The sequence below is a fragment of the Glycomyces halotolerans genome (assembly GCF_054779575.1).
Genome location: NZ_BAAGXZ010000006.1, coordinates 13537 through 32518 on the forward strand (window position 1 = coordinate 13537; position 18982 = coordinate 32518).

General features: G+C 70.4%; 21 protein-coding genes and 1 pseudogene. 13 read left to right on the top strand and 9 right to left on the bottom strand.

Annotation, left to right across the window (positions count from 1 at the left end):
• Positions 1-52 precede the first annotated feature (52 nt).
• From ACYVL2_RS07190 to ACYVL2_RS07210, 5 genes are read right to left on the bottom strand one after another with little or no spacing between them, the layout of a single operon-like run.
• On the bottom strand, positions 53-895 hold the full coding sequence (locus tag ACYVL2_RS07190) for a carbohydrate ABC transporter permease (protein WP_460541689.1): 843 nt from the start codon (positions 893-895) through the stop codon (positions 53-55).
• Positions 885-1841 (bottom strand): carbohydrate ABC transporter permease, encoded by a 957-nt coding sequence (locus ACYVL2_RS07195; RefSeq protein ID WP_460541994.1) that lies wholly within the window; start codon positions 1839-1841, stop codon positions 885-887. Before ACYVL2_RS07195 ends, ACYVL2_RS07190 begins: the two co-directional genes overlap by 11 nt.
• 5 nt (positions 1842-1846) lie before the next feature.
• A complete protein-coding gene (locus ACYVL2_RS07200; RefSeq protein WP_460541691.1) occupies positions 1847-3118 on the bottom strand; it encodes an ABC transporter substrate-binding protein in 1272 nt (423 codons plus the stop codon).
• A 15-nt stretch (positions 3119-3133) separates the two neighbouring features.
• Positions 3134-4729, bottom strand: a complete 1596-nt coding sequence (locus tag ACYVL2_RS07205) for an FAD-dependent oxidoreductase (RefSeq protein ID WP_460541996.1) — start codon at positions 4727-4729, stop codon at positions 3134-3136.
• A gap of 5 nt (positions 4730-4734) precedes the next feature.
• Positions 4735-5772 (bottom strand): LacI family DNA-binding transcriptional regulator, encoded by a 1038-nt coding sequence (locus ACYVL2_RS07210; RefSeq protein WP_460541693.1) that lies wholly within the window; start codon positions 5770-5772, stop codon positions 4735-4737.
• Between the two features lie 223 nt (positions 5773-5995).
• On the opposite strand from ACYVL2_RS07210, the gene ACYVL2_RS07215 reads away from it, so the two are divergent.
• Positions 5996-6985 (top strand): glycoside hydrolase family protein, encoded by a 990-nt coding sequence (locus tag ACYVL2_RS07215; RefSeq protein WP_460541695.1) that lies wholly within the window; start codon positions 5996-5998, stop codon positions 6983-6985.
• 39 nt (positions 6986-7024) lie between these two features.
• On the opposite strand, the gene ACYVL2_RS07220 is transcribed toward ACYVL2_RS07215, so the two are convergent.
• On the bottom strand, positions 7025-7468 hold the full coding sequence (locus ACYVL2_RS07220) for a MarR family winged helix-turn-helix transcriptional regulator (RefSeq protein WP_460541697.1): 444 nt from the start codon (positions 7466-7468) through the stop codon (positions 7025-7027).
• 90 nt (positions 7469-7558) lie between these two features.
• Between ACYVL2_RS07220 and ACYVL2_RS07225 the strand changes: the two genes are divergently transcribed.
• Together ACYVL2_RS07225 and ACYVL2_RS07230 are read left to right on the top strand one after the other, a co-directional pair.
• Positions 7559-8140, top strand: coding sequence for a class I SAM-dependent methyltransferase (locus ACYVL2_RS07225; RefSeq protein WP_460541699.1), 582 nt, complete (start codon positions 7559-7561; stop codon positions 8138-8140).
• A 23-nt stretch (positions 8141-8163) separates the two neighbouring features.
• Positions 8164-8778 (top strand): hypothetical protein, encoded by a 615-nt coding sequence (locus tag ACYVL2_RS07230; protein ID WP_460541701.1) that lies wholly within the window; start codon positions 8164-8166, stop codon positions 8776-8778.
• A 37-nt stretch (positions 8779-8815) separates the two neighbouring features.
• On the opposite strand, the gene ACYVL2_RS07235 is transcribed toward ACYVL2_RS07230, so the two are convergent.
• The gene (locus ACYVL2_RS07235; RefSeq protein ID WP_460541702.1) at positions 8816-9412 is read right to left on the bottom strand and encodes a TetR/AcrR family transcriptional regulator; all 597 of its coding nucleotides are present in this window, start codon (positions 9410-9412) and stop codon (positions 8816-8818) included.
• Positions 9413-9487: 75 nt separating this feature from the next.
• Between ACYVL2_RS07235 and ACYVL2_RS07240 the strand changes: the two genes are divergently transcribed.
• From ACYVL2_RS07240 to ACYVL2_RS07255, 4 genes are all read left to right on the top strand, one after another.
• On the top strand, positions 9488-10264 hold the full coding sequence (locus ACYVL2_RS07240) for an SDR family NAD(P)-dependent oxidoreductase (RefSeq protein WP_460541704.1): 777 nt from the start codon (positions 9488-9490) through the stop codon (positions 10262-10264).
• Positions 10265-10417: 153 nt separating this feature from the next.
• Positions 10418-11602, top strand: a complete 1185-nt coding sequence (locus tag ACYVL2_RS07245; RefSeq protein ID WP_460541706.1) for an LLM class flavin-dependent oxidoreductase — start codon at positions 10418-10420, stop codon at positions 11600-11602.
• A gap of 11 nt (positions 11603-11613) precedes the next feature.
• A complete protein-coding gene (locus tag ACYVL2_RS07250) occupies positions 11614-12102 on the top strand; it encodes a MarR family winged helix-turn-helix transcriptional regulator (protein WP_460541708.1) in 489 nt (162 codons plus the stop codon).
• Positions 12099-12818, top strand: coding sequence for an NADPH-dependent FMN reductase family protein (locus tag ACYVL2_RS07255; protein ID WP_460541710.1), 720 nt, complete (start codon positions 12099-12101; stop codon positions 12816-12818). Before ACYVL2_RS07250 ends, ACYVL2_RS07255 begins: the two co-directional genes overlap by 4 nt.
• Positions 12819-12832: 14 nt before the next feature.
• On the opposite strand, the gene ACYVL2_RS07260 is transcribed toward ACYVL2_RS07255, so the two are convergent.
• Positions 12833-13273 (bottom strand): VOC family protein, encoded by a 441-nt coding sequence (locus ACYVL2_RS07260; RefSeq protein WP_460541711.1) that lies wholly within the window; start codon positions 13271-13273, stop codon positions 12833-12835.
• 96 nt (positions 13274-13369) lie between these two features.
• Between ACYVL2_RS07260 and ACYVL2_RS07265 the strand changes: the two genes are divergently transcribed.
• The 5 genes and pseudogenes from ACYVL2_RS07265 to ACYVL2_RS07285 all read left to right on the top strand — a co-directional run bounded on the left by ACYVL2_RS07265 (position 13370) and on the right by ACYVL2_RS07285 (position 16067).
• Entirely contained in the window at positions 13370-13987 is a 618-nt protein-coding gene (locus ACYVL2_RS07265; protein ID WP_460541712.1) for a TetR/AcrR family transcriptional regulator, read from the top strand.
• 103 nt (positions 13988-14090) lie between these two features.
• Positions 14091-14380, top strand: a pseudogene (locus ACYVL2_RS07270) (DoxX family protein).
• A 129-nt stretch (positions 14381-14509) separates the two neighbouring features.
• Positions 14510-15118: a hypothetical protein gene (locus ACYVL2_RS07275; protein ID WP_460541714.1), complete on the top strand. Its 609-nt coding sequence runs from the start codon at positions 14510-14512 to the stop codon at positions 15116-15118.
• Positions 15115-15555: a phage holin family protein gene (locus ACYVL2_RS07280; RefSeq protein WP_460541716.1), complete on the top strand. Its 441-nt coding sequence runs from the start codon at positions 15115-15117 to the stop codon at positions 15553-15555. The genes ACYVL2_RS07275 and ACYVL2_RS07280 overlap by 4 nt, the downstream gene beginning before the upstream one ends.
• Positions 15531-16067, top strand: a complete 537-nt coding sequence (locus ACYVL2_RS07285) for a DUF3618 domain-containing protein (protein ID WP_460541718.1) — start codon at positions 15531-15533, stop codon at positions 16065-16067. Before ACYVL2_RS07280 ends, ACYVL2_RS07285 begins: the two co-directional genes overlap by 25 nt.
• A gap of 243 nt (positions 16068-16310) precedes the next feature.
• Here the strand turns inward: ACYVL2_RS07285 and ACYVL2_RS07290 are convergent, their stop codons facing one another.
• The gene (locus ACYVL2_RS07290) at positions 16311-17657 is read right to left on the bottom strand and encodes a pyridoxal phosphate-dependent decarboxylase family protein (protein WP_460541720.1); all 1347 of its coding nucleotides are present in this window, start codon (positions 17655-17657) and stop codon (positions 16311-16313) included.
• Between the two features lie 102 nt (positions 17658-17759).
• On the opposite strand from ACYVL2_RS07290, the gene ACYVL2_RS07295 reads away from it, so the two are divergent.
• On the top strand, positions 17760-18890 hold the full coding sequence (locus ACYVL2_RS07295; RefSeq protein ID WP_460541722.1) for a glutathione S-transferase family protein: 1131 nt from the start codon (positions 17760-17762) through the stop codon (positions 18888-18890).
• Positions 18891-18982 lie beyond the last annotated feature (92 nt).

Genomic DNA, 18982 nt, shown 5'->3' on the forward strand with positions numbered 1-18982 from the left:
GAAGGGACCAAGGGCCCGGATGCGCGAATCTCCTCCTTTCTCCGGGGGAACCTCAGCCTTTGAGGCCCGTGTGGGCGAGCCCTTCCACGAACTGCCGCTGGGCGAGGACGAACACGACGAGCACCGGCAGCGCGGTCATGGTCGCGGCCGACAACTGGACGTCCCACATCGGACCGCCGTAGGCGTCGACGAACTGGGTCAGCGCCTGCGGCAGGGTGAACCTCTCCGGCGTGGAGAGGAACACCACCGGCTCGAGGTAGAGGTTCCAGCTGTAGAGGAACGAGAAGATCGCGACCGCGCCGAGGGCCGGGCGCGACAACGGCAGGGCGATGCGCCAGTAGAGCGCGAAGCGTCCGAGACCGTCCATGCGTCCGGCCTCCTCGATCTCACTCGGCAGGGCGATGAAGAACTGCCGCATGATGAGCGTCGCGAGCACGCTGGGGGCGCCGAAGATCGGCACCAGGATCAGCGGCCAGTGCGTGTCGATCATGCCGAACCGGTTGAACAGCTGGAACAGCGGCACGATCGTCACTTCACTGGGGATGAGCAGTCCTACCAGGACGAGCAGGAACAGCAGGTTGTGGCCGGGGAAGCGGATGCGCGCGAACGCGTACCCGGCCAGTGAGGACACCGCCAGCGTTCCGACCGTGGCCAGCGTCGCTATGTACATCGAGTTGAAGTACTGGGTCGCGAACGGGGCGAACTCGAACACGCGGGCGTAGGCGTCCAGGCTCGGATCGGACGGCAGCAGCGTCGGCGGGAACGCGAATATCTCTCCGGCCGGTTTGAGCGAGGAGGTCACCATCCACCAGGTGGGGAACACGAACGGAACGGCGAGCAGGCACAGCAGCCCGTACAGCGCGACGGTGAGCCGTCGCGATCGCTCAGTCTTCATGGACGACCCACTTTCTGCGCAGCTGCCACTGGACCACGGTCAGCACCAGGACGATGACGAACAGGAGCACCGAGAGCGTCGCCCCGTAGCCGAAGTCGTGGAACTGGAAGGCGTTCTGGTACAGGTAGTAGACGAGCACGGTCGTCGACATGCCCGGTCCGCCGCTGGTGAGCACGTCGATCTGCGCGAACACCTGGAGCGAGCCGACGACGGTGATGATCGAGGTCAGCAGGATCGTGGGACTGATCATCGGCACCGTGATGCGGCGGAAGCGCATCCAGCGTCCGGCGCCGTCGATCCTGGCCGCCTCGTAGAGCTCGTGCGGGACGCCTTGCAGCGCCGCCAGGAACAGGACCATGTTGAGTCCGACGTTCTTGAGCACCTGCACGACGATCACCGCGGCCATCGCCGTGACCTCGCCGCGCAACCAGTTCGGGCCCTCGACCCCGACCACCGACAGCAGGCCGTTGACGCCGCCGTCGTCCTGGAGCAGGAACCGCCACACGATCGTCCAGGCCACCAGCGTGACGGCCACCGGCGAGAAGAACAGGGTCCGGAAGAACACCGTGCCGCGCAGCTTCTGGTTCAGCAGGATCGCCAGCGCCAGCGCCAGGCTCAGGTTGAGCACGACCAGGCCGACCGAGAACGCCGCGGTCGCGCCCAGCACGCCCGGCAGCGCCGGGTCCCGCGCGAGCCGCTCGTAGTTCTCGGCGCCGGTGAACTCGAAGCTGCCGATGAGGACGTTCCACTCGTGGAAGCTGTACCAGAACACCAGCGCCAGCGGCACCAGCACGAACAGGGCGGTGCCGGCCAGCTGCGGGGCGACGAACAGGTATCCGGCCAGGCCGTCGCGGCGCTTGGCGGTCCAGAAACCGCGTCGGCGCGGCCCGGGGCCGCCCGGCCGGGAGACCTCCCGGCCGGGCGGGGCGTCGGTGTCGGCGCTCACCGGCGTCACCGGCTCAGCATCGGGTCGATGGCGGCGCAGACCTCGGAGAGCACCCCCGCCACGTCGGCGTTCTCGGTCCACAGCGGGTCGAGCGCGGCGCGGACGGACTGGTCGAGCTGCGCCTGCCCGGTGTGGCTGGGCTTGGTGACGCCGGCGTCGATCCGGTCGATCACGGTCGCCTGGAGCTGTTCGGGCGTCAGCAGCGGGTTGGCCTGGCCGAGGACTTCGGCGGTCAGCTGCGACTGGCGCGGCGGCGGGAAGAACCGGGCGAGCTCGGCCGAGTTCTCCGGGCTGGTCATGTAGGCGAGGAAGTCGGCGGCCTCCTCGGGGTGCGGGGCGACGGAGAGCACGCCGAGACCGGCCTGCCCGATCACGGAGTACTCGCCGGCGGGGCCGTCGGGCAGCGGCACCAGGTCCCAGTCGAAGGGCGCTTCGGCGAGGAGGCCGGCGCGGGAGATCTGGGTGACGGTCATGGCCGCCTCGCCGGCGAAGAAGTCCGCCGACGTCCCGGGGCCGGGCATGGCCTCCCGCTCGAACACGGCGTCGTGCATGAACGTCATCGCGTCGACCATCTCGGGGTCGTCGAAGCCGCATTCGGTGCCGTCGGCGCTCCAGGCGCTCGCGCCCCAGCCGGTCCACAGTGTCGAGAGGTTGTCCCAGCCGGTGTAGTCGAAGTCGCGGATGACCACGCCGTGGGTGCCGGTCTGCGCGCGGACGGCCGCTCCGGCCTCGATGACCCGGTCCCAGGTCCACTGCCCGTCGGCGATGAGCTCGGCCGGGGCCGGCTGCCCGGCTTCGGCGAGCAGGTCGGTGTTGACGAACATCGCGAACGGCGAGGTCGAGAACGGGTAGGCGTAGAGCTCGTCGTCGTGCCGCCACAGCTCGGTGGCGGCGGGCACGAGGTCGTCGTACTCGTAGCCGTCGGTCTCGGCGAGCGTGTCGCTCAGCGGCATGAGCGCGCCGGTGGTGACGAAGTCGGGCGCCGAGCTCTCCAGGATCCAGGCCAGGTCGGGGGCGTTGTCGCCGGCGATCTGGGTGGTGAGGGTGCTGGTGTAATTCTCGAACGGCAGCGGGTCGAACTCGATCGCCGCCACCTCGGGGTGGTCGGCGGTGTAGGCGTCGGCTATCTCGTTGAACAGCGCGAGGTGGTCTTCATTGGCCGACCAGATGGTCATGCGCAGCGTGACCGGGCCCTCGTCGCCCGAGTCGCCGCCGCAGGCGGCCAACGCGAGCGGCGCGGCCGCCGCTGCCGCCATGAGCGTGCGTGACAGTTTCATAAGGGGTTCTCCTTTTCAGTAGGCGGCGATGTCGGGCCAGCGCAGCTCGACACCGCCGGCTTCGAGCCGGTCCTGGAATTCGGCGAGCAGCGCCGGTTCGGCGCGCACGGCCCTGGGGGCGAGGCCGCGTTCGAGGCTGAAGGCCGCCAGCGCACCGGCGGCCTCGCCGATGTTCCATTCGACCGGGTGCAGCCGGTAGCAGCCGTTGGTGATATGAGTGGTGCCGAGGTTCTTCGAGGCCGGCAGCAGGTTGTCCATCCGCTGCGGCAGCAGCGCCCCCAGCGGTATCTCGAACGGGCTCGACGGCACGTCGATGTAGTTGTCGCCGCCGGTCGAGGGGTGCAGGTCGATGCGGTACATGCCGATCCCGACGCTGTCGTGATAGGACACCGCGCCCTTGTCGCCGCGCACCGACGCCGACAGGTCCTGCTCGACGACGGTGTACTCGGCCTTGATGCGCCGCGACTCCCGGTAATAGGGCGCCTGCGCCAGCCCGTCGGGCGAGCCGGTGACGTCGCCGCGCAGCCGCAGCCCCGGCCAACCGGTCCCGCCGTCGGGACGCGGCGCCTCGGTCTGCAGCCAGTACAGGACGCTGTAGGACAGGCCCCGGGCCGCGCGCAAGTGCTCCTCGGCGTCGGGCACGTCGATGACCGGTGCGATGAAGTAGTCGATCATCGGCCAGTTCACCAGCGTGATGTCGCTGTCGTAGGCACCCGGCGCGAACGTGCGCCGCGCGGCGATGCGCCGGAACGTCCACAGGTTCGCGTCGCCGCCGCTGCGCCGCTGGTCGGCCACGACCGCCAGCGGATCGTCGTCCGGGTTCGGGGTGAACGCCCGTTCGGACGTCGCGAGCGTGCGCGGGTTCGGGGCGCGCCAGCCGAGCAGGTTCCCGCCCCAGAAGTCGGGACGGTGGTCCCGCCAGAAGGCGTAGTCGGCGGGCCGGTCGATGACGTGGTCGCCGTCGACGCAGTCGATCGCGAAGCACACCGACACCGCCTGCATGTTCATCGGCTGCGCCTCGTCGGGGGCGCTCGGTTCGCCCGTGTCGTGCCGCGACTCGAAGCCGGTCACGTACTCCGTGCCGGTCAGCGGCAGCAGCTCTCCGGACTCGGTCGCGTCCAGCACGTACGGCGCGCTGACGACGACTCGCTCACCGGTCTCCCGGTGCGCCAGCGTGACCGCCTCGACCCGGTCCCCGTCGACATCGGCCGCCACCGGGCGGTACGGCCGCAGCAGGCGCAGCCTGCCAGAGCCGAGGTGCGGGGCCAGCATCGCGTCGATGACCGCCACGGCCACGCGAGGCTCATGGCACAACCGGCTGACGTGCCCGCCTCCCGGGTTCAGGTCCGGCTTCGCCCGCGCGGCCGCCGTGAGCGGATAGTGGCGCCGGTAGTAATCGCGGATGCCGTCGCGCAGCGCCCGGTACGAGGCGGTGACGCCGAACTGCTCGACCCACGAATGCTCGTCGGGCGGCACGGCCTGGCTGGTGAGCTGGCCGCCGAGCCAGTCGAACTCCTCGGTGAGGACGACGCGGCGTCCGGCCCTCAGCGCGGCCAGGGCGGCGGCCACGCCGCCCATGCCGCCGCCGACGACCAGGATCTCGGTTCGCAGTTCGTTCAACGGGGGTTCCTTCCGATTGGAGGCGGGGCGAGGGTCGCGCCCTGGTGGATCTCGCAGGCCAGCAGGCGCTGGCGGTCGGTCTCGACGCCTTCGAGGAGCGCGCCGAGCACTTCGACGACTTGGCGGCCCATGTCGCGGCGGGGGATGGTGAATCCGGTGACGTCCAGGTCGAAGGAGACCGGGCGGGTCGGATCGCCCAGGGCCACGATGGACAGGTCGCCCGGCACGTCGAGCCCGCGCCCTCGCGCCCAGGCGCTCACGGCGGGGGCGTCGGCGGGCTCTTCGAGGAACACGGCGGTGACCTCGTCGGCGACGAGGTCGTCGAGTGCGGCCGCGTCGAATCGCGGGAGCCGGTGCGATCGCACCCCGGTGTCGTGCGCTCCGGCGCGAAAGCCCCGGTGGCGGTCGGCGAACGACTCCGGTCCCTCGCCGCGGCCGAGGTAGGCCAGTTTCCGGTGGCCGAGGGCGGCGGCGCGCGCCACCATCTCCCTGACGGCCGCGGGGTAGTCGGCGCCGACGTAGGGCACCGGGCCGCCGGCGTCGTCGCGCCTGCCGACCGAGACGAAGGGGATGTCCTCGGCGACCAGGCGGGTGAGCTCGTCGCGGTCGATGTCGCGGCCGAGGACGACGCAGCCGTCGGCCAGGCGGATGCGGCTGCCGTCGGCGAAGACGCGGCGGCGGCCGTTCTCGACCGGTGCGCTGGTCAGCAGCAGCAGGTCGCAGCCGTAGCGTTCGGCCGTCTCCTCGATGCCGACCAGGAACGGGTGGTAGAAGTCGCGGGTGCCGGAGGGGAAGACCGGCTCGTAAGTGAACACGCCGATGATGCGGTTGTTGTGGTCGCCCAGGCGTCGGGCGACGGGGTCGGCGACGTAGCCGGTCTCGCGGATCGCCCGCAGGACCCGCTCCCGGGTCTCCTCGGCGATGCGCACGCCGGCGTCGAGGCGGTTGTTGAGCACCAGGGACACCGTGGCCTGGCTGACGCCGCTGATGCGCGCTATGTCGCGCTGCGTCACGCGGCGGCGGGTTCCGGTCACTTCGGGGCCTTTCTCGTCGGCTGATAATGCGTATCAGCAACGCTGTAGGTAGTCATGTTGCATCGCCGTATCGGGGCCGTCAAGATGATAATTCGTATTATCATCTTGACGGCCGATCATCGCCACCCTGAGACTCGATCCCCACAGGCCCGCTGCGGTGATTCCGTGCCGCCGCGCATTGGGGCGCGGCGACGGCCGCGCGGGCCGGATGGGAGTTCACACCATGGAATCCGATCGCAGACCCACCCTGAACCGGAGGCGGCTGCTGCTCGGCGCCGCGGCGGCCGGCTCGGCGGCGGCCTTCGGGGCCGCCGCGCCCGCGAGCGCGGCCGTGCCCGGCTTCCCGACGTTCAACCACCTCGGCGTGGCGCTGAACAAGGGCTCACTCGACTACAACCCGACCGACGAGCTGATCTTCCCCTCGATCCGATACGTCGCCGGCCGCGTCCAGAACCCGCTGGGCGCCTGGTACATGTACTACGCCCCGCACGACGCGCCCGGCGGCATCTGCCTGGCCTACGCCGACTCGCTCGACGGCCCGTGGACGGAGTACTCGGCCAACCCGATCATCCCGCGGACCTGGTCGCCGCACTACTCGGTCAGCCACGTCTCCAGCCCGCACGCGCTCTGGAACGACGCGGACGGCCGGATCTACCTGTACTTCCACGGCGAGAACACGACCACCAGGGTCGCGACCTCGAGCGATGGGAGGAACTTCGCGTACGGCGGGACGGTCCTCCACACCGACATGCTGCCCTCGGACGTCAGCGAGGCCTCGTACGCGCGGGTCTTCCCGCACCCGGTCCAGTCGGGCATCCACGTCATGCTGTTCATGGGCAACCAGGCCGGGACCCGCAAGATCTTCATCGGCTGGTCGCACCGGCTGTCCTCGGGCTGGAGGTTCAAACCCGACCCGCTGATCAGCCCGCGCTCCGGCGAGGGCGGCCAGCTCTCGGGGGCACACTACTGGTCGCGCAACGGCGGCGGCCACGTCGTGTACCACAGCGGCGCGGGCAATGTCCACGTCGCCGACGTGGGGACGAGCTTCGACCGCGAGAATCACCTCGGGGTCCTGTACGACTCGATGTCGGGCGCGCCGGACAACGGCCGCGCCGCCGCTCCGTCCTTCGCCGAGGAGAACGGCCGCCTCTACATGTTCTATGAGGCCGGTCAGCGCGCGTCGACGAACATCGCCGTCGCCCGCGCGGCCTGATCGCACTCCATCGGCCCGCGCTGCGGCGCGGGCCGATCGTCAGTCGCGCTCGCGGTCGCAGTGCATGGCGCGCAGCAGCGCCGGCAGGCCGGCCGCCAGTCCTTCGCGTTCGGCCGGGGTCATCGCCGCTTCCCATTCGAGGTAGCGCTCATGGAGCGAAGCGGCGATCTGGCGGTGGAGGCGGCGCCCCGGGTCGGTGATCTGGAGCCGGTACAGGCGCCGGTTGTCCGGGTCGCGGTCGCGGACGAGCAGGCCGTCGGCCTCCAGGTCGCTGACCAGGCGGCTGACGGTGCTCTTCTCCAGGCCGAGCCGCTGGGCGAGTTCGCGCTGGGACAGGCCGTCGTCGTGGTCGAGCTCGTGGAGGGCGAAGACCTGTGAGAGCGACACCGCGTGGTCGGGCGCCACTCGTTCCATCAGCGCCAGGCCGGCGGTGCGCACCAGGTCCATGAGCAGGTGGTGCAGTTCGTGCGAACCGGAATGCAACGGTCTCTCCCCGGACAGTGAGTTGTGGCGATCAACTGTATATCGTAGAGTGGCGTAAGAGTTGTAATCTGCAACTATTGGAGGAGACCCGTGAACGACCGAAGGCGAAGGCACCACCACCACGCCGGCGGCGCCATGGAGGGGCGCGCCAGCAGGACCTACGACACGATGGCGCGCCGCTTCATGCGCGGCTTCTACCGGCGCGTCGCCGCCGACATCGCGAAGTCGGCCGGCCAAGGGGCATCGGTGCTCGACGTCGGGACCGGACCGGGGGTGCTGCTGGCCGAGCTCGGCCGAATCCGCCCCGACCTGGCCCTCACCGGCGCCGACATCTCGGCCGACATGATCGACGCCGCGAAGCGGAACCTCGGCGAGCAGGCCGCGCTGCACACCGCCGACGTCGAGTCGCTGCCGTTCGGCGACGACACCTTCGACCTGGTCGTCTCGAGCCTGAGCTCGCACCACTGGGACGACCCGGCCGCCGGAGCGGCCGAGATCGCTCGGGTGACGCGCCCGGGCGGCACGATGCTCGTCTACGACTTCCGGTGGGCCGCATGGGACGACCTGGCCAGTCCCGAGCGCCTCGAGCTGGTCGGCCGCGACCGGTTCCGAACCGGATGGTTCCTCCCGCTCCGCTGCACCAGGTTCGAGGTCGCCGTCCGTTCCGCATGAGACGGAGCGGATATGCTCCCGTGGTGCCCACCCTCGATATCTCTCGACGCAACCGCCGGAGCCCGACCATCATGCTCGCCGTCGTGGCCTTCGTCTTCGCAGGTGCCGGCTGCGGCGGCGCACCGACCGAATCGGCACCGGGCGGCGCCGCATCAGGGGAGGAGGGAGTCGTGGAGGTGGACCCCTGGGTCCTCGGCGGCACCAATACCGAGATCCCCCTCTCGGACGTCGCCGTCGACGAGTGGGCCGGCCTGATGGAACGGCACGGCTTCGTGCCGCGGTCCACACCGGCCGGCGACGCCGCCTGGTTCGGCCACCACGTATCCGGCACGAGCGCCACGGCGTGGGCCAACGACGACGGCATGCTCACCGAGATCAACTGCTTCGCCGGCAAGGCCTCGTCGCTGAAGGCCGCCCTGCGATCGGTCGACATCTGCGTCGCGAGCCTCGAGGCCGAAGGGTTCGACCCGGCGGCCGCATCCGACTGGCTCGCCGAACGGATGCCGACGCTCGTCGACATGGAGCACGCGGCATCGGCCAGCGAAGTGTTCGGGCCCGTCGGTCTGATGCTGAGCCCCGGCCGCACCGAGGCGGGAGTCTACGAGGTTTCGATCACGATGCGGCCCAGCGGCGAGTGATCTCGCGCTCGTTCGAACGCGACGTGGGCGGACCGCCTCACTCCTTCGCCGGCCAGGCCGCCAGGGCCAGTTCGGCGACGGCCGTCAACTCCTCGGTCGTGGCGCCGTCCTGGGCCTGGCGCGACATGCCGTGGATCGTGGTCGCGAAGAACTTCGCCAGTCGCCGAGCGTCGGTGCCCGGCGGCAGCTCCCCGGCGTCGATGCCCTCTCGGATGCGCCGCTCCATCTGCGCCTCGGCGGCCAGGCGCATCTGGCGCAGTTCGGCGGCGACGTCTTCGGACTCCGGTCCGCAGTCGACGGTCGCCGAGATGATCAGGCACCCGGGCGGGTTCGCCGGATCCGTGTGCTGCCTCGCCGACTCCAGCATTATCCGCTCGATGGCCTCTCGCGCGGTCGGCTCCTCGGCCAGCGCCGCTCCTCTGAAGGCGCCGTGCTTGGCCACGTACAGGTCGACCGCCTCGCGGAACAGCCGCCGCTTGTCGCCGAAGGCGGCGTAGAGGCTCGCCGGCCTGATGCCCATGGCGCGCGTCAGCTCCGCGATGGAGGCCGGCTCGTAGCCGAGCCTCCAGAAGACCTGGAGTGCCTGCTCCAGCGCCTGATCGCGGTCGAATGTCCTTGGCCGTCCCCGTGTCACCCCACCATTGTATAGCGATCGCTCAAAAACGTGGTACCGTCATCCACGTCATTTTATTGATCGATCATTCAAGAAATGGGGACTTCGATGTACGACCTCACTGGAAAGACCGCGCTCGTGACCGGAGGCGGCCGCGGCATCGGCCGCGCCATCGCCCTCGAACTCGCCGCCGCCGGCGCACTCACCGCGGTGCACTACGGCAACGACGCCGCCTCCGCCGAGAAGACGGTCGACGAGATCACCGCCGCCGGCGGCCGGGCCTTCGCCCTCCGGGCCGACCTGGCCGAGCCCGACGGCCCCGCCCGCCTCATCGCCGCCCTCCGGGCGGAACTGGCGCGCTTCGAGGCCAACGAGCTCGACATCCTCGTCAACAACGCGGGCGTCGTGGCGCCCACCGACTTCGAGGCGTACTCGCCGGAGGACTACGACCGCGTCTTCGCGATCAACACCAAGGCCCTGTTCTTCCTCACGCAAGGAGCCCTGCCGCTCCTCGCCGACGGAGGCCGCATCGTCAACATCAGCTCAGGGGCGACCAGGATCGCCTTCCCGCAGGACACCGCCTACGCGATGTCCAAGGGCGCGGTCGAGACGCTCACCCTCGCGCTCGCCAAGCACCTCGGTCCCCGCGGCATCACCGTCAACAGCGTCGCCCCGGGCGTGGTCGGCACCGACATGAACGCCTCCTGGCTGCGCGGCAACCCCGAGGTCGAGGCCGAGGTCTCGTCCTGGGCCGCCCTCGGCCGCGTCGGCGTCCCCGAGGACATCGCCGGCCCGGTGCTGTTCCTCGCCTCCGAAGCCGGCCGCTGGACCACCGGCACCACGGTCGACGCCACCGGAGGCTCCGGCCTGTAGTCCTCGGTGACGGCGGACGCCCCCGGCCCCGGATCACAGGGCCGGGGGCGTTCGGGTTCCTGCGGCCGGGGGAATAGCGGAGCGAGACGGATGGTTGAGGTAAATGCAAACGCATGAACCTCGATCCGCTCCGGCGGGCGAACAGGAGCAACGATGCAATTCGGAATCTTCTCGGTCAGCGACATCACGCGCGACCCCGTGTCGGGCGAGACGCCGAGCGAGGCGGAACGGATCGACGCGATCGTCCAGATCGCGCGCAAGGCCGACGAGGTCGGGATGGACGTCTTCGCCATCGGCGAGCACCACAACCCGCCGTTCTTCTCCTCCTCGCCGACCACGCTGCTGGCCCACATCGCCGCGATCACCGAGCGGCTCATCCTCACCACCGCGACCACGCTGATCACCACCAACGACCCGGTGCGCATCGCCGAGGAGTACGCGATGCTCCAGCACCTGTCGAAGGGCCGGATGGACCTCATGCTCGGCCGCGGCAACACCGCGCCGGTCTACCCGTGGTTCGGCCAGGACATCCGCAAGGGCCTGCCGCTGGCGCTGGAGAACTACAACCTCCTGCACCGGCTGTGGCGCGAGGACGTCGTGGACTGGGAAGGCCAGTTCCGCACGCCCCTGCAGGGCTTCACCTCGGTGCCCCGGCCGCTCGACGACGTGCCGCCGTTCGTGTGGCACGGCTCGATCCGGACCCCGGAGATCGCCGAGCAGGCCGCCTTCTACGGCAACGGCTTCTTCGCCAACCACATCTTCTGGCCCACCGCGCACTCGCTGCGGCTGATCGACTTCTACCGCCGGCGGTTCGAGCACTACGGCCACGGCACCAAGAAGCAGGCCATCGTCGGGCTCGGCGGCCAGGCCTACATCGCCAAGCGTTCGCAGGACGCCTACCGGGAATTCCGGCCCTACTTCGACGAGGCCCCGGTCTACGGCCACGGCCCGTCGCTGGAGGACTTCAGCACCATGACGCCGCTGTCGGTCGGCAGCCCCCAGGAAGTGATCGAGAAGACCCTGACATTCCACGACGCGTTCGGCGACTACCAGCGCCAGCTGTTCCTGATGGACCACGCCGGCCTGCCGCTGAAGACCGTCCTGAACCAGCTCGACCTGCTCGGCGAGGAGGTCATCCCGGTACTGCGCAAGGAACTGGAGTCCCGGCGCGACCCCGAATCGGCCCCCGCGCCGACGCACCGGGACCGCGTCAAGGCGAAGTACGGCGACGAGCCGGCCCGCCAGCCGCGCCCGAACGCCAACCGCGGCGACAACGTCACCGGCGCCTCGCCCTACCAGGACAGCGACGTCGAGGCCGAGTACCCGAGCCTCGGCTGATGGGAGAGCACATGACCCGAAGCAGCAGCAGACTGGCCAACGACGCGTGGGAGTCCCTGCTCACCGCGCACGCGGTCCTGATGAAGCGACTGGCCGCCGAGAAGATCTGGAACGACGTGACGATGCGCGAGTACGACGTGCTCTACACGCTGTCGAAATGCGACGGACCGGTCCGGCTCGGCGAGCTCAACCGCAACGTCCTGCTCAGTCAGCCGGCGATGTCCCGCATGGTCGACCGGCTGGCCGAGCGCGGGCTCATCGAACGCACCGCCGACCCGGCCGACGGCCGCGGCGTCCGGCTCTCGCTGACCGAGGCCGGACGCGAACGGCAGCGGCGGGTCGGCGGCCGGCACGCCGTCGGCGTCGCCCGCGCGGTGACCGCCGAACTCACCGACGAGGAGATGCGGCAGCTCGAGACCCTCTGCCGCAAACTGGCCGGCCAGGACCGGCCCGCGACCGGACCGGTCGCCATCGACAGGAACGAGGAGGCCACGGTATGAACGACATCCCGAACCAGCCCGCCGACACCGAGCGCACCGAGCCGTTCCAGCTCGTGGTGGTCAGCGGCGGCACCAGCGACCCGTCCTCCACCCGGATGCTGGCCGACCGCATCGCCGACCGCGTCGGGGGCCTGGCCGCCGACCGCGACGAGAAGGTCACCGTCAGCGCGATCGACCTGCGCGAGCTGGCCTCCGAGATCTCGACCGCGCTGGTATCCCAGCTCATGGGGCCGAAGATGACGCGCGCGATCGAGCTGCTCGGCCGTGCCGACGGCGTCGTCGCCAGCGCGCCGGTCTACAAGGCCGCGCCGAGCGGACTGTTCAGCTCGTTCTTCCACGTGCTCGACAACGACCTGTTGATCGCCAAGCCGGTGGTGCTGGCCGCGACCGCGGGCACCGCGCGCCACGCGCTGGTGGTCGACGAGCAGATGCGGTCGCTCTTCGCCTACCTGCGCACGATGACCGCCCCGACCTCGGTCTTCGCCTCCAGTGAGGACTGGAGTGACAACGACCTGGGCCAGCGCATCGAACGCGCCGCGATCGAGCTGCTGCTGCTGATGGAGAGCGGGTTCGCCGACAAGATCCGAAGCGAGTCCTGGAAGCACTACCAGCACCAGTACGGCAGCGCCGGAGGCACCGAGCTCGACATCGACTTGAGCAGCGACCTGATGCGCCTGGCGACCGGCGGCTCGTCCGGTCCGCGACGCGAGCGGTGACGACACTCCGCGGGCTAGACGGTCGGTGCCGCGCCGGGGGCGTACTGCTCGGCGAACTCGCCGGTGGGAGGGACGACGGTGATGACGTCGATCATGACGTCGTCGGGAGCGCCGAGAATGAAGTGGCGCTGCCCGAAATCCTCGGTGCGCAGTGAGAGCAGCTCGGGAATCCCGGCTTGATCGACGAGTCGTCGGTGCTCGGCGTCGACGTCGTCGACTTCGAAGTTGAGCAGCAGGCCGCCCCGCATGGCGGTGCGGTGCCCGTCGGGGACGGTCGGATGCGCGTGGTCGAGCAGCGCGAGTTCGTACTGCGGGGCGTCGGGCCGGCGCAGGCTCACGTACCAGTCGGCTTCGAAGGTGGTCTCGAACCCGAAGTGCCGGGTGTAGAAGCGATGCGAGGCGGCGAGGTCGCCGGTGGCGATCACCGGGTAGAAGCTCTGCAAGGCGGTTTCCATGTCGGGGGCTCCGTCCGTGGTCGAATTTAACATACCGTGGGTATGTGAAACCGATGTTAACATACCTCGCGTATGTGAATGAGGAACGGAGCCGGGATGGCCGCCACACGGGCCGAGCAGCGAGAGGCCACACGACGAGCCCTGGTGGAACAGGGCCGCCGACGCTTCACCGAAGACGGGTACCACGCCGTGGCGCTCGCCGAAGTGGCGAGCGCGGTCGGCGTCACCAAGGGAGCGGCCTACCACCACTTCAAGAGCAAGTCCGGACTCTTCCGCGCCGTGGTCGCCGACGTCCAGCACGAGCTCGGCGAGCGCGTCGCGGCCGCCGCCGACACCTGCGACGACCCATGGGACCAGCTGCGGGCCGGCTGCCGGGCCTTCCTCGCCGCGGGCTCCGACCCGACCGTCCGGCGGATCCTGCTGATAGACGCCCCTGCCGTGCTCGGATGGGACGAGTGGCGCGCGATGGACGAGGACTCCTCGGCCCGCCACCTCGCCGAGGCACTGGAGTCGCTGGTGGCGGCGCGCGTCATCGACAACCAGCCGGTGGAGCCGCTGGCGAGGTTGCTGTCAGGCGCGATGAACGAGTCCGCGCTGTGGATCGCCAGGTCAGAACACCCACAAGCGCTCACCCAAGCCGAGGAGGCACTGGAACGCCTCCTCAGCGGCCTGCGAACCGAAGCGGGAACGCCTCGAGCGGAGCATCGCCCTTGACCGGCCGGTCGTCCTCCGACGCTTAGCGCCAGGTGGTGATCTTGTCGGGGTTGCGCATGACCCACAGGCGCCCGATCCTGCCGCCGCGGACGCGGGCGGCGACCTGGCGCGCGCCGAGTTCGTGATCGCCAACTCAGCGCAAGTCGGCGTTCCCTAATCCGCACTGCCCGCGCTCGCCGCACTCAAAGTGTTCGGCGCGGCCGGGCTCCTGGCCGGAATGCTCGGCCTCACCGCCCTCGGGTTCGCGGCGGCGGTCGGCCTGGTGCTTTCTACATCGGTGCCGTCGCCGCCCACGTTCGCTCCCGTGTGCTCTACAACCTCGCCTTCCCCGCCGGCTATCTGCTGCTCGCGATCGGGTCGCTGGCGGTGTTCTCGGCCGGGTGGAACCCCTGATCGAGACCGTGCGGCCGCAGCTGACGGCGAAGAATATGAATGGCTCGCCTCCGACCGGGTACATAAGAGCGGGGCGCACCCGCGCCACTCATCGACGACTCGTCCTGGTGACGGGAAGGGAAGGCGAGTATGAGGCCCGCAGACGGACCCGGAGGCGCCGGCGCCGCACAGGCGACCGCCGGCACCGCACGGCGCGAAGGATCGGAAGTGGCGAACAAGGCGGCGGGAGAAGCCAAGGACGTCGCCCACTCCGCCCGCGAAGAAGGACAGCACTTGGCCCAACAGGCCAAGACGGAGGTCCGACACGTCGCCGACGACGCCCGGACGCAACTGCGCGACGAAGTGTCCGCGCAGGCCGACAAGGCCGGCGACTCCCTGCGTCGGCTCGGCGAACAGGTCGGCGCCCTCGCCGAGGGACGACCGCAGGACGCCGGTCCCCTCGCCGAATACGCGCAGTCCGCGGCCGAGGAGATCCGCCATGCCGCCGGCCGAGTGAACGAGCGCGGATTCGAAGGAATCCTCGAGGACACCAAGAGTTTCGCCCGCAAACGGCCCGCAGCGTTCCTCTGCGTCGCCGCCGTCGCGGGCTTCTCGATCGGCAGGATGCTCCGCGGCGGAACCGAGGCACGCAAGGAACGCCAGGACTCGAGCGCGACCGGACAAGAATCCCGGGCCGGCGCCGAGACCTACCCGCCCGGCGGCGACACGCCGACCGACCTGGGGGGCACGGGCCTATGACCGACCAGCAACAGCGGACCGCCGACACCGACACCATGACCGCACGTCCGCACTCGCGCGACGACCAGTCGATCGGCCAGCTCATGAGCGAGGCCGCCCGCGACGTCAGCGAGCTCCTGCGCAAGGAACTCGAGCTGGCCAAGGTCGAGCTGCGCGAGGAGGCGAAGAAGACCTCGAAGGCCGGCGCGAAACTCGGCGCCGCGAGCGTCATCGGCTACCTCGCGCTGCTGCTGGCCTCGTTCGCCACGGCATGGGGCCTGGCCGAGGTCATGAGCGCCGGCTGGGCGTTCCTGATCGTCGCGGTCGTCTACGCGATCATCGCGACCGTGCTGTTCATCGCCGGCCGCAAGCAGTTCCGAGAAGTGTCACCCAAGCCCAGGCAGACCATGGAGACCCTGAAGGAGGATGCCGAATGGGCACGCGAGCAGACGAGATAAGGCACGACATCGAGCGCACCCGGGAAGACCTCGGCGAGACGATCGACGAGTTCACCGACCGGACGAGCCCGCGCCGGATCGCCAGGCGAGGCAAGGAGCGGATGCGCGGACGCGTCCGCAACGCCCGAGAGAAGGTCATGGGCAGCACCGACGTCGACTCGCAGCAGGTGGGAGACCAGGTCAAGGGGAACCCGCTGGCCGCCGGCCTCATCGCCTTCGGCGCCGGAGCGCTCGTGGCCTCGCTGCTGCCGGGGGACAAGACCTCCCGCGAAGCGGCGCAGGCGCTGGCCGACCGGGCCGGGCCCGTAGCCGACCGGGCGAAAGCCGAAGCCAAGGCGGTCGGCGAGAACGTCGGCGACAGCGCCAAGCAGTCGGCGCAGCACCTGCAGGACCGGGCGAAGGAATCGGCCGAGCACGTCAAGGGCGAGGCGAAGTCGTCGGGCGAGCACGTCAAGGACGAATCGCGTCGCGCTTCCGAGCAGGTCAGAGGCGAAGCACGCCGCCAGTCCTGACCCGCCCTCGACCCGCCGGCGCTCGAGTGCACGCTCGAGCTCCGGCGGCCGCTCACTAACGCGGACGAGCGGCGCACCGGGGATCGGCCTCGCCCGTGGAACGATCCCCGCACCCGGGCCGGCGTGGTGCCGAGCGTGGCCCGGAACGCGCGCGTCAGATGCGCCTGATCGGCGAAACCCAGATCGGCCGGAGCAGCAGCCGGTGGGACAGCTCGGTGACACCGTCGACCGGCACCGCGGCGCTCACCGGCCTCGCAGCTCGACCAGCAGATCGACCAGATCGTCGATGTGCTCGGCGCGGGTCCGCCACGACGACACCGAGATCCTGAACGCGGGCTCGCCGTCCCAGACGGCCGGCCCGAACCACGTCCGGCCCGAGCGCTGAGCGGCCTCGCGGATCCTGACAGTCTCTTCAGGAGTGTCGGCGCGCACGAGCACCTGGTTCAAAACCACCCGGTTGAGCACCGTGAACCCGGTCTCGCGCAGCCGCGCACCGGCGATCCCGGCCAGCTCGACGGTGCGCTCGACGAGGTCGGCGACACCGTCGCGGCCGAGCGTGCGCAGGGCCGCCCACACCGGGACGCCGCGGGCGCGGCGCGAGAACTCGAGCGTCAGGTTCTTCTGGGCGTCGGCCGAGGCGGAGGCGTAGTCCGCGTCGGCGTTCATGGCCCGCGCCAGCGCTTCGGCGTCGCGGCAGATCACCATCGCGCCGTCGTACGGGGTGTTGAGCCACTTGTGCGCGTCGGTGGTCCAGCTGTCGGCTCCCTCGACGCCGTCGGTCAGGCCCCGGTGCCGCGAGGCGCGCGCCCACAGCCCGAACGCCCCGTCGACGTGCACCCACGCGCCGGCCCGGCGGGCGAGAGGGATCAAGTCGGCGAACGGGTCGAACTCACCGGTGTTGACCTCGCCGGCCTGGAGGATGAGAACGGTCCGCCCGTCGAGATCCGGGAGCCGGTCGGGATCGACGCGGCCGTGCCCGTCGGTGGGGGCGACGACGAGGTTGTCGAGCCCGAACCCGAGAACGCGCAGGGCCTTCCGGACGGTGATGTGCGCCAGATCGGACACGACCACCCGGATCTCGGGAGCCCCGGCCAGGCCCCGGCGGTCGACGTCCCAGCCCAGCCGGGCCAGCATCGTGCGGCGGGCCGTCGCGATCGCGGTGAGCGTGCCCGCGGTGGCGCTGGTGGTGAAGCCGACGGCGCTGTCGCGCGGCAGGTCGAGGATCTCGGTCAGCCAGCGCCCCGCGATCCGCTCCAGCGTCGCGGCCGCGGGGGAGTTGTCGTAGGAGGAGGCGCACTGGTCCCACGCGAGCGCGAGCCGGTCGGCGGCGGCCGCGACCGGCAGAGTCGAGCCGATGACGAAACCGAAGTAGCGCGGGTCGTTCGAGGCCGTGGTCGCGGCCGAACCGACCGCGTCGAGCAGCTCCAGCGTGTCGGCCGCGTCCCGGCCCCGCTCGGGCAGCGACTCGTCGAAGCGCGAGAGCGCCTCGAGGGCATCGGCGTCGGGAAAGACCGGTCGAGTGCCGATGCCGGCGGTGAACTCCCGGGCGCGCCGGTCTGCCTCGCCGAGCAGCTCGAGTTCCTCGTTCATGTGATCATCCCGTTCGTCGTTCGGCGTTCGCGGCTCCAACGATCGCATGGCGTCGCGCCCGCTTGCCAGCGCCGCCGGGGCGAGAATGCGTAGGCTGTGGCCATGGCACAGCAGAACGGCGAATCGGACGGCACCGAGTACTCCACCAAGGGCGCTTACGTCACCGGTGAGGAGTTCACCAGGGACACCAACTACATCGAGGACCGCGTCGTGTCCGATGTGCAGGCCGCCCAGGCCGCCCCGACCGAGGCGTCCTCCAAGATCGGCGACCCGCGGATGACCGGACTCACCGAAGGCGCAGAAGCCTGGCCGGTCGAGCCCGACCGCTACCGGCTCGTCGCCGCCCGGGCGTGCCCGTGGGCGCACCGCTCGATCATCATCCGCCGCCTGCTCGGCCTCGAGCACGTGATCTCGCTGGCCACCCCGGGCCCGGTCCACGACGTGCGCTCCTGGACCTTCGACCTGACCGACGACGGCCGCGACCCCGTGCTCGGCACCGAACGGCTGCAGGAGAACTACTTCAAGCGCTTCCCCGACTACCCGCGCGGCATCACCGTGCCCGCCCTGGTCGACATCCCCTCCGGAGGGGTCGTCACCAACAACTACCCGCAGCTGACCTTCGACTTCTCGACCCAATGGGCCGCCTACCACCGCGACGGGGCGCCCGACCTGCTCCCCGCCGACCAGATCGACGACATGCTCCCGGTGATCGAACGGATCTTCTTCGAAGTCAACAACGGCGTGTACCGGGCGGGCTTCGCCGGATCGCAGCGAGCCTACGACCGCGCCTACCAGCGACTCTTCGACGCGCTCGACTGGCTGGAGGAGCGCCTGGCCGACCGCCGGTACCTGATGGGCGAGACCATCACCGAGGCCGACGTCCGGCTGTTCACCACGCTGCTGCGGTTCGACGCGGTCTACCACGGGCACTTCAAGTGCAACCGCAACAAGCTCACCGAGATGCCGAACCTGTGGGGATACGCGCGCGACCTGTTCCAGACGCCCGGCTTCGGCGACACCGCGGACTTCGACCAGATCAAGCGCCACTACTACGTGGTGCACGAGGACATCAACCCGACCCGGATCGTGCCGGTGGGACCCGGCCTCGACAACTGGCTCACCGACCACGGCCGCGAGCGACTGGGAGGGACACCGTTCGGCAGCGGCACCGCCCCCGGTCCGGTGTCGGACGAGGAGCGGCCGCCGGGAGCCAACCCGCTCTACCGGGACTGAAAGGACCGGCCGAAGCCCTCACGCCAGAGGCGGTCCGGCCCGCTCCTCGGGAAGTGCACGGAAGATCCGGGCCGGACCGACGCGCTCGGTCC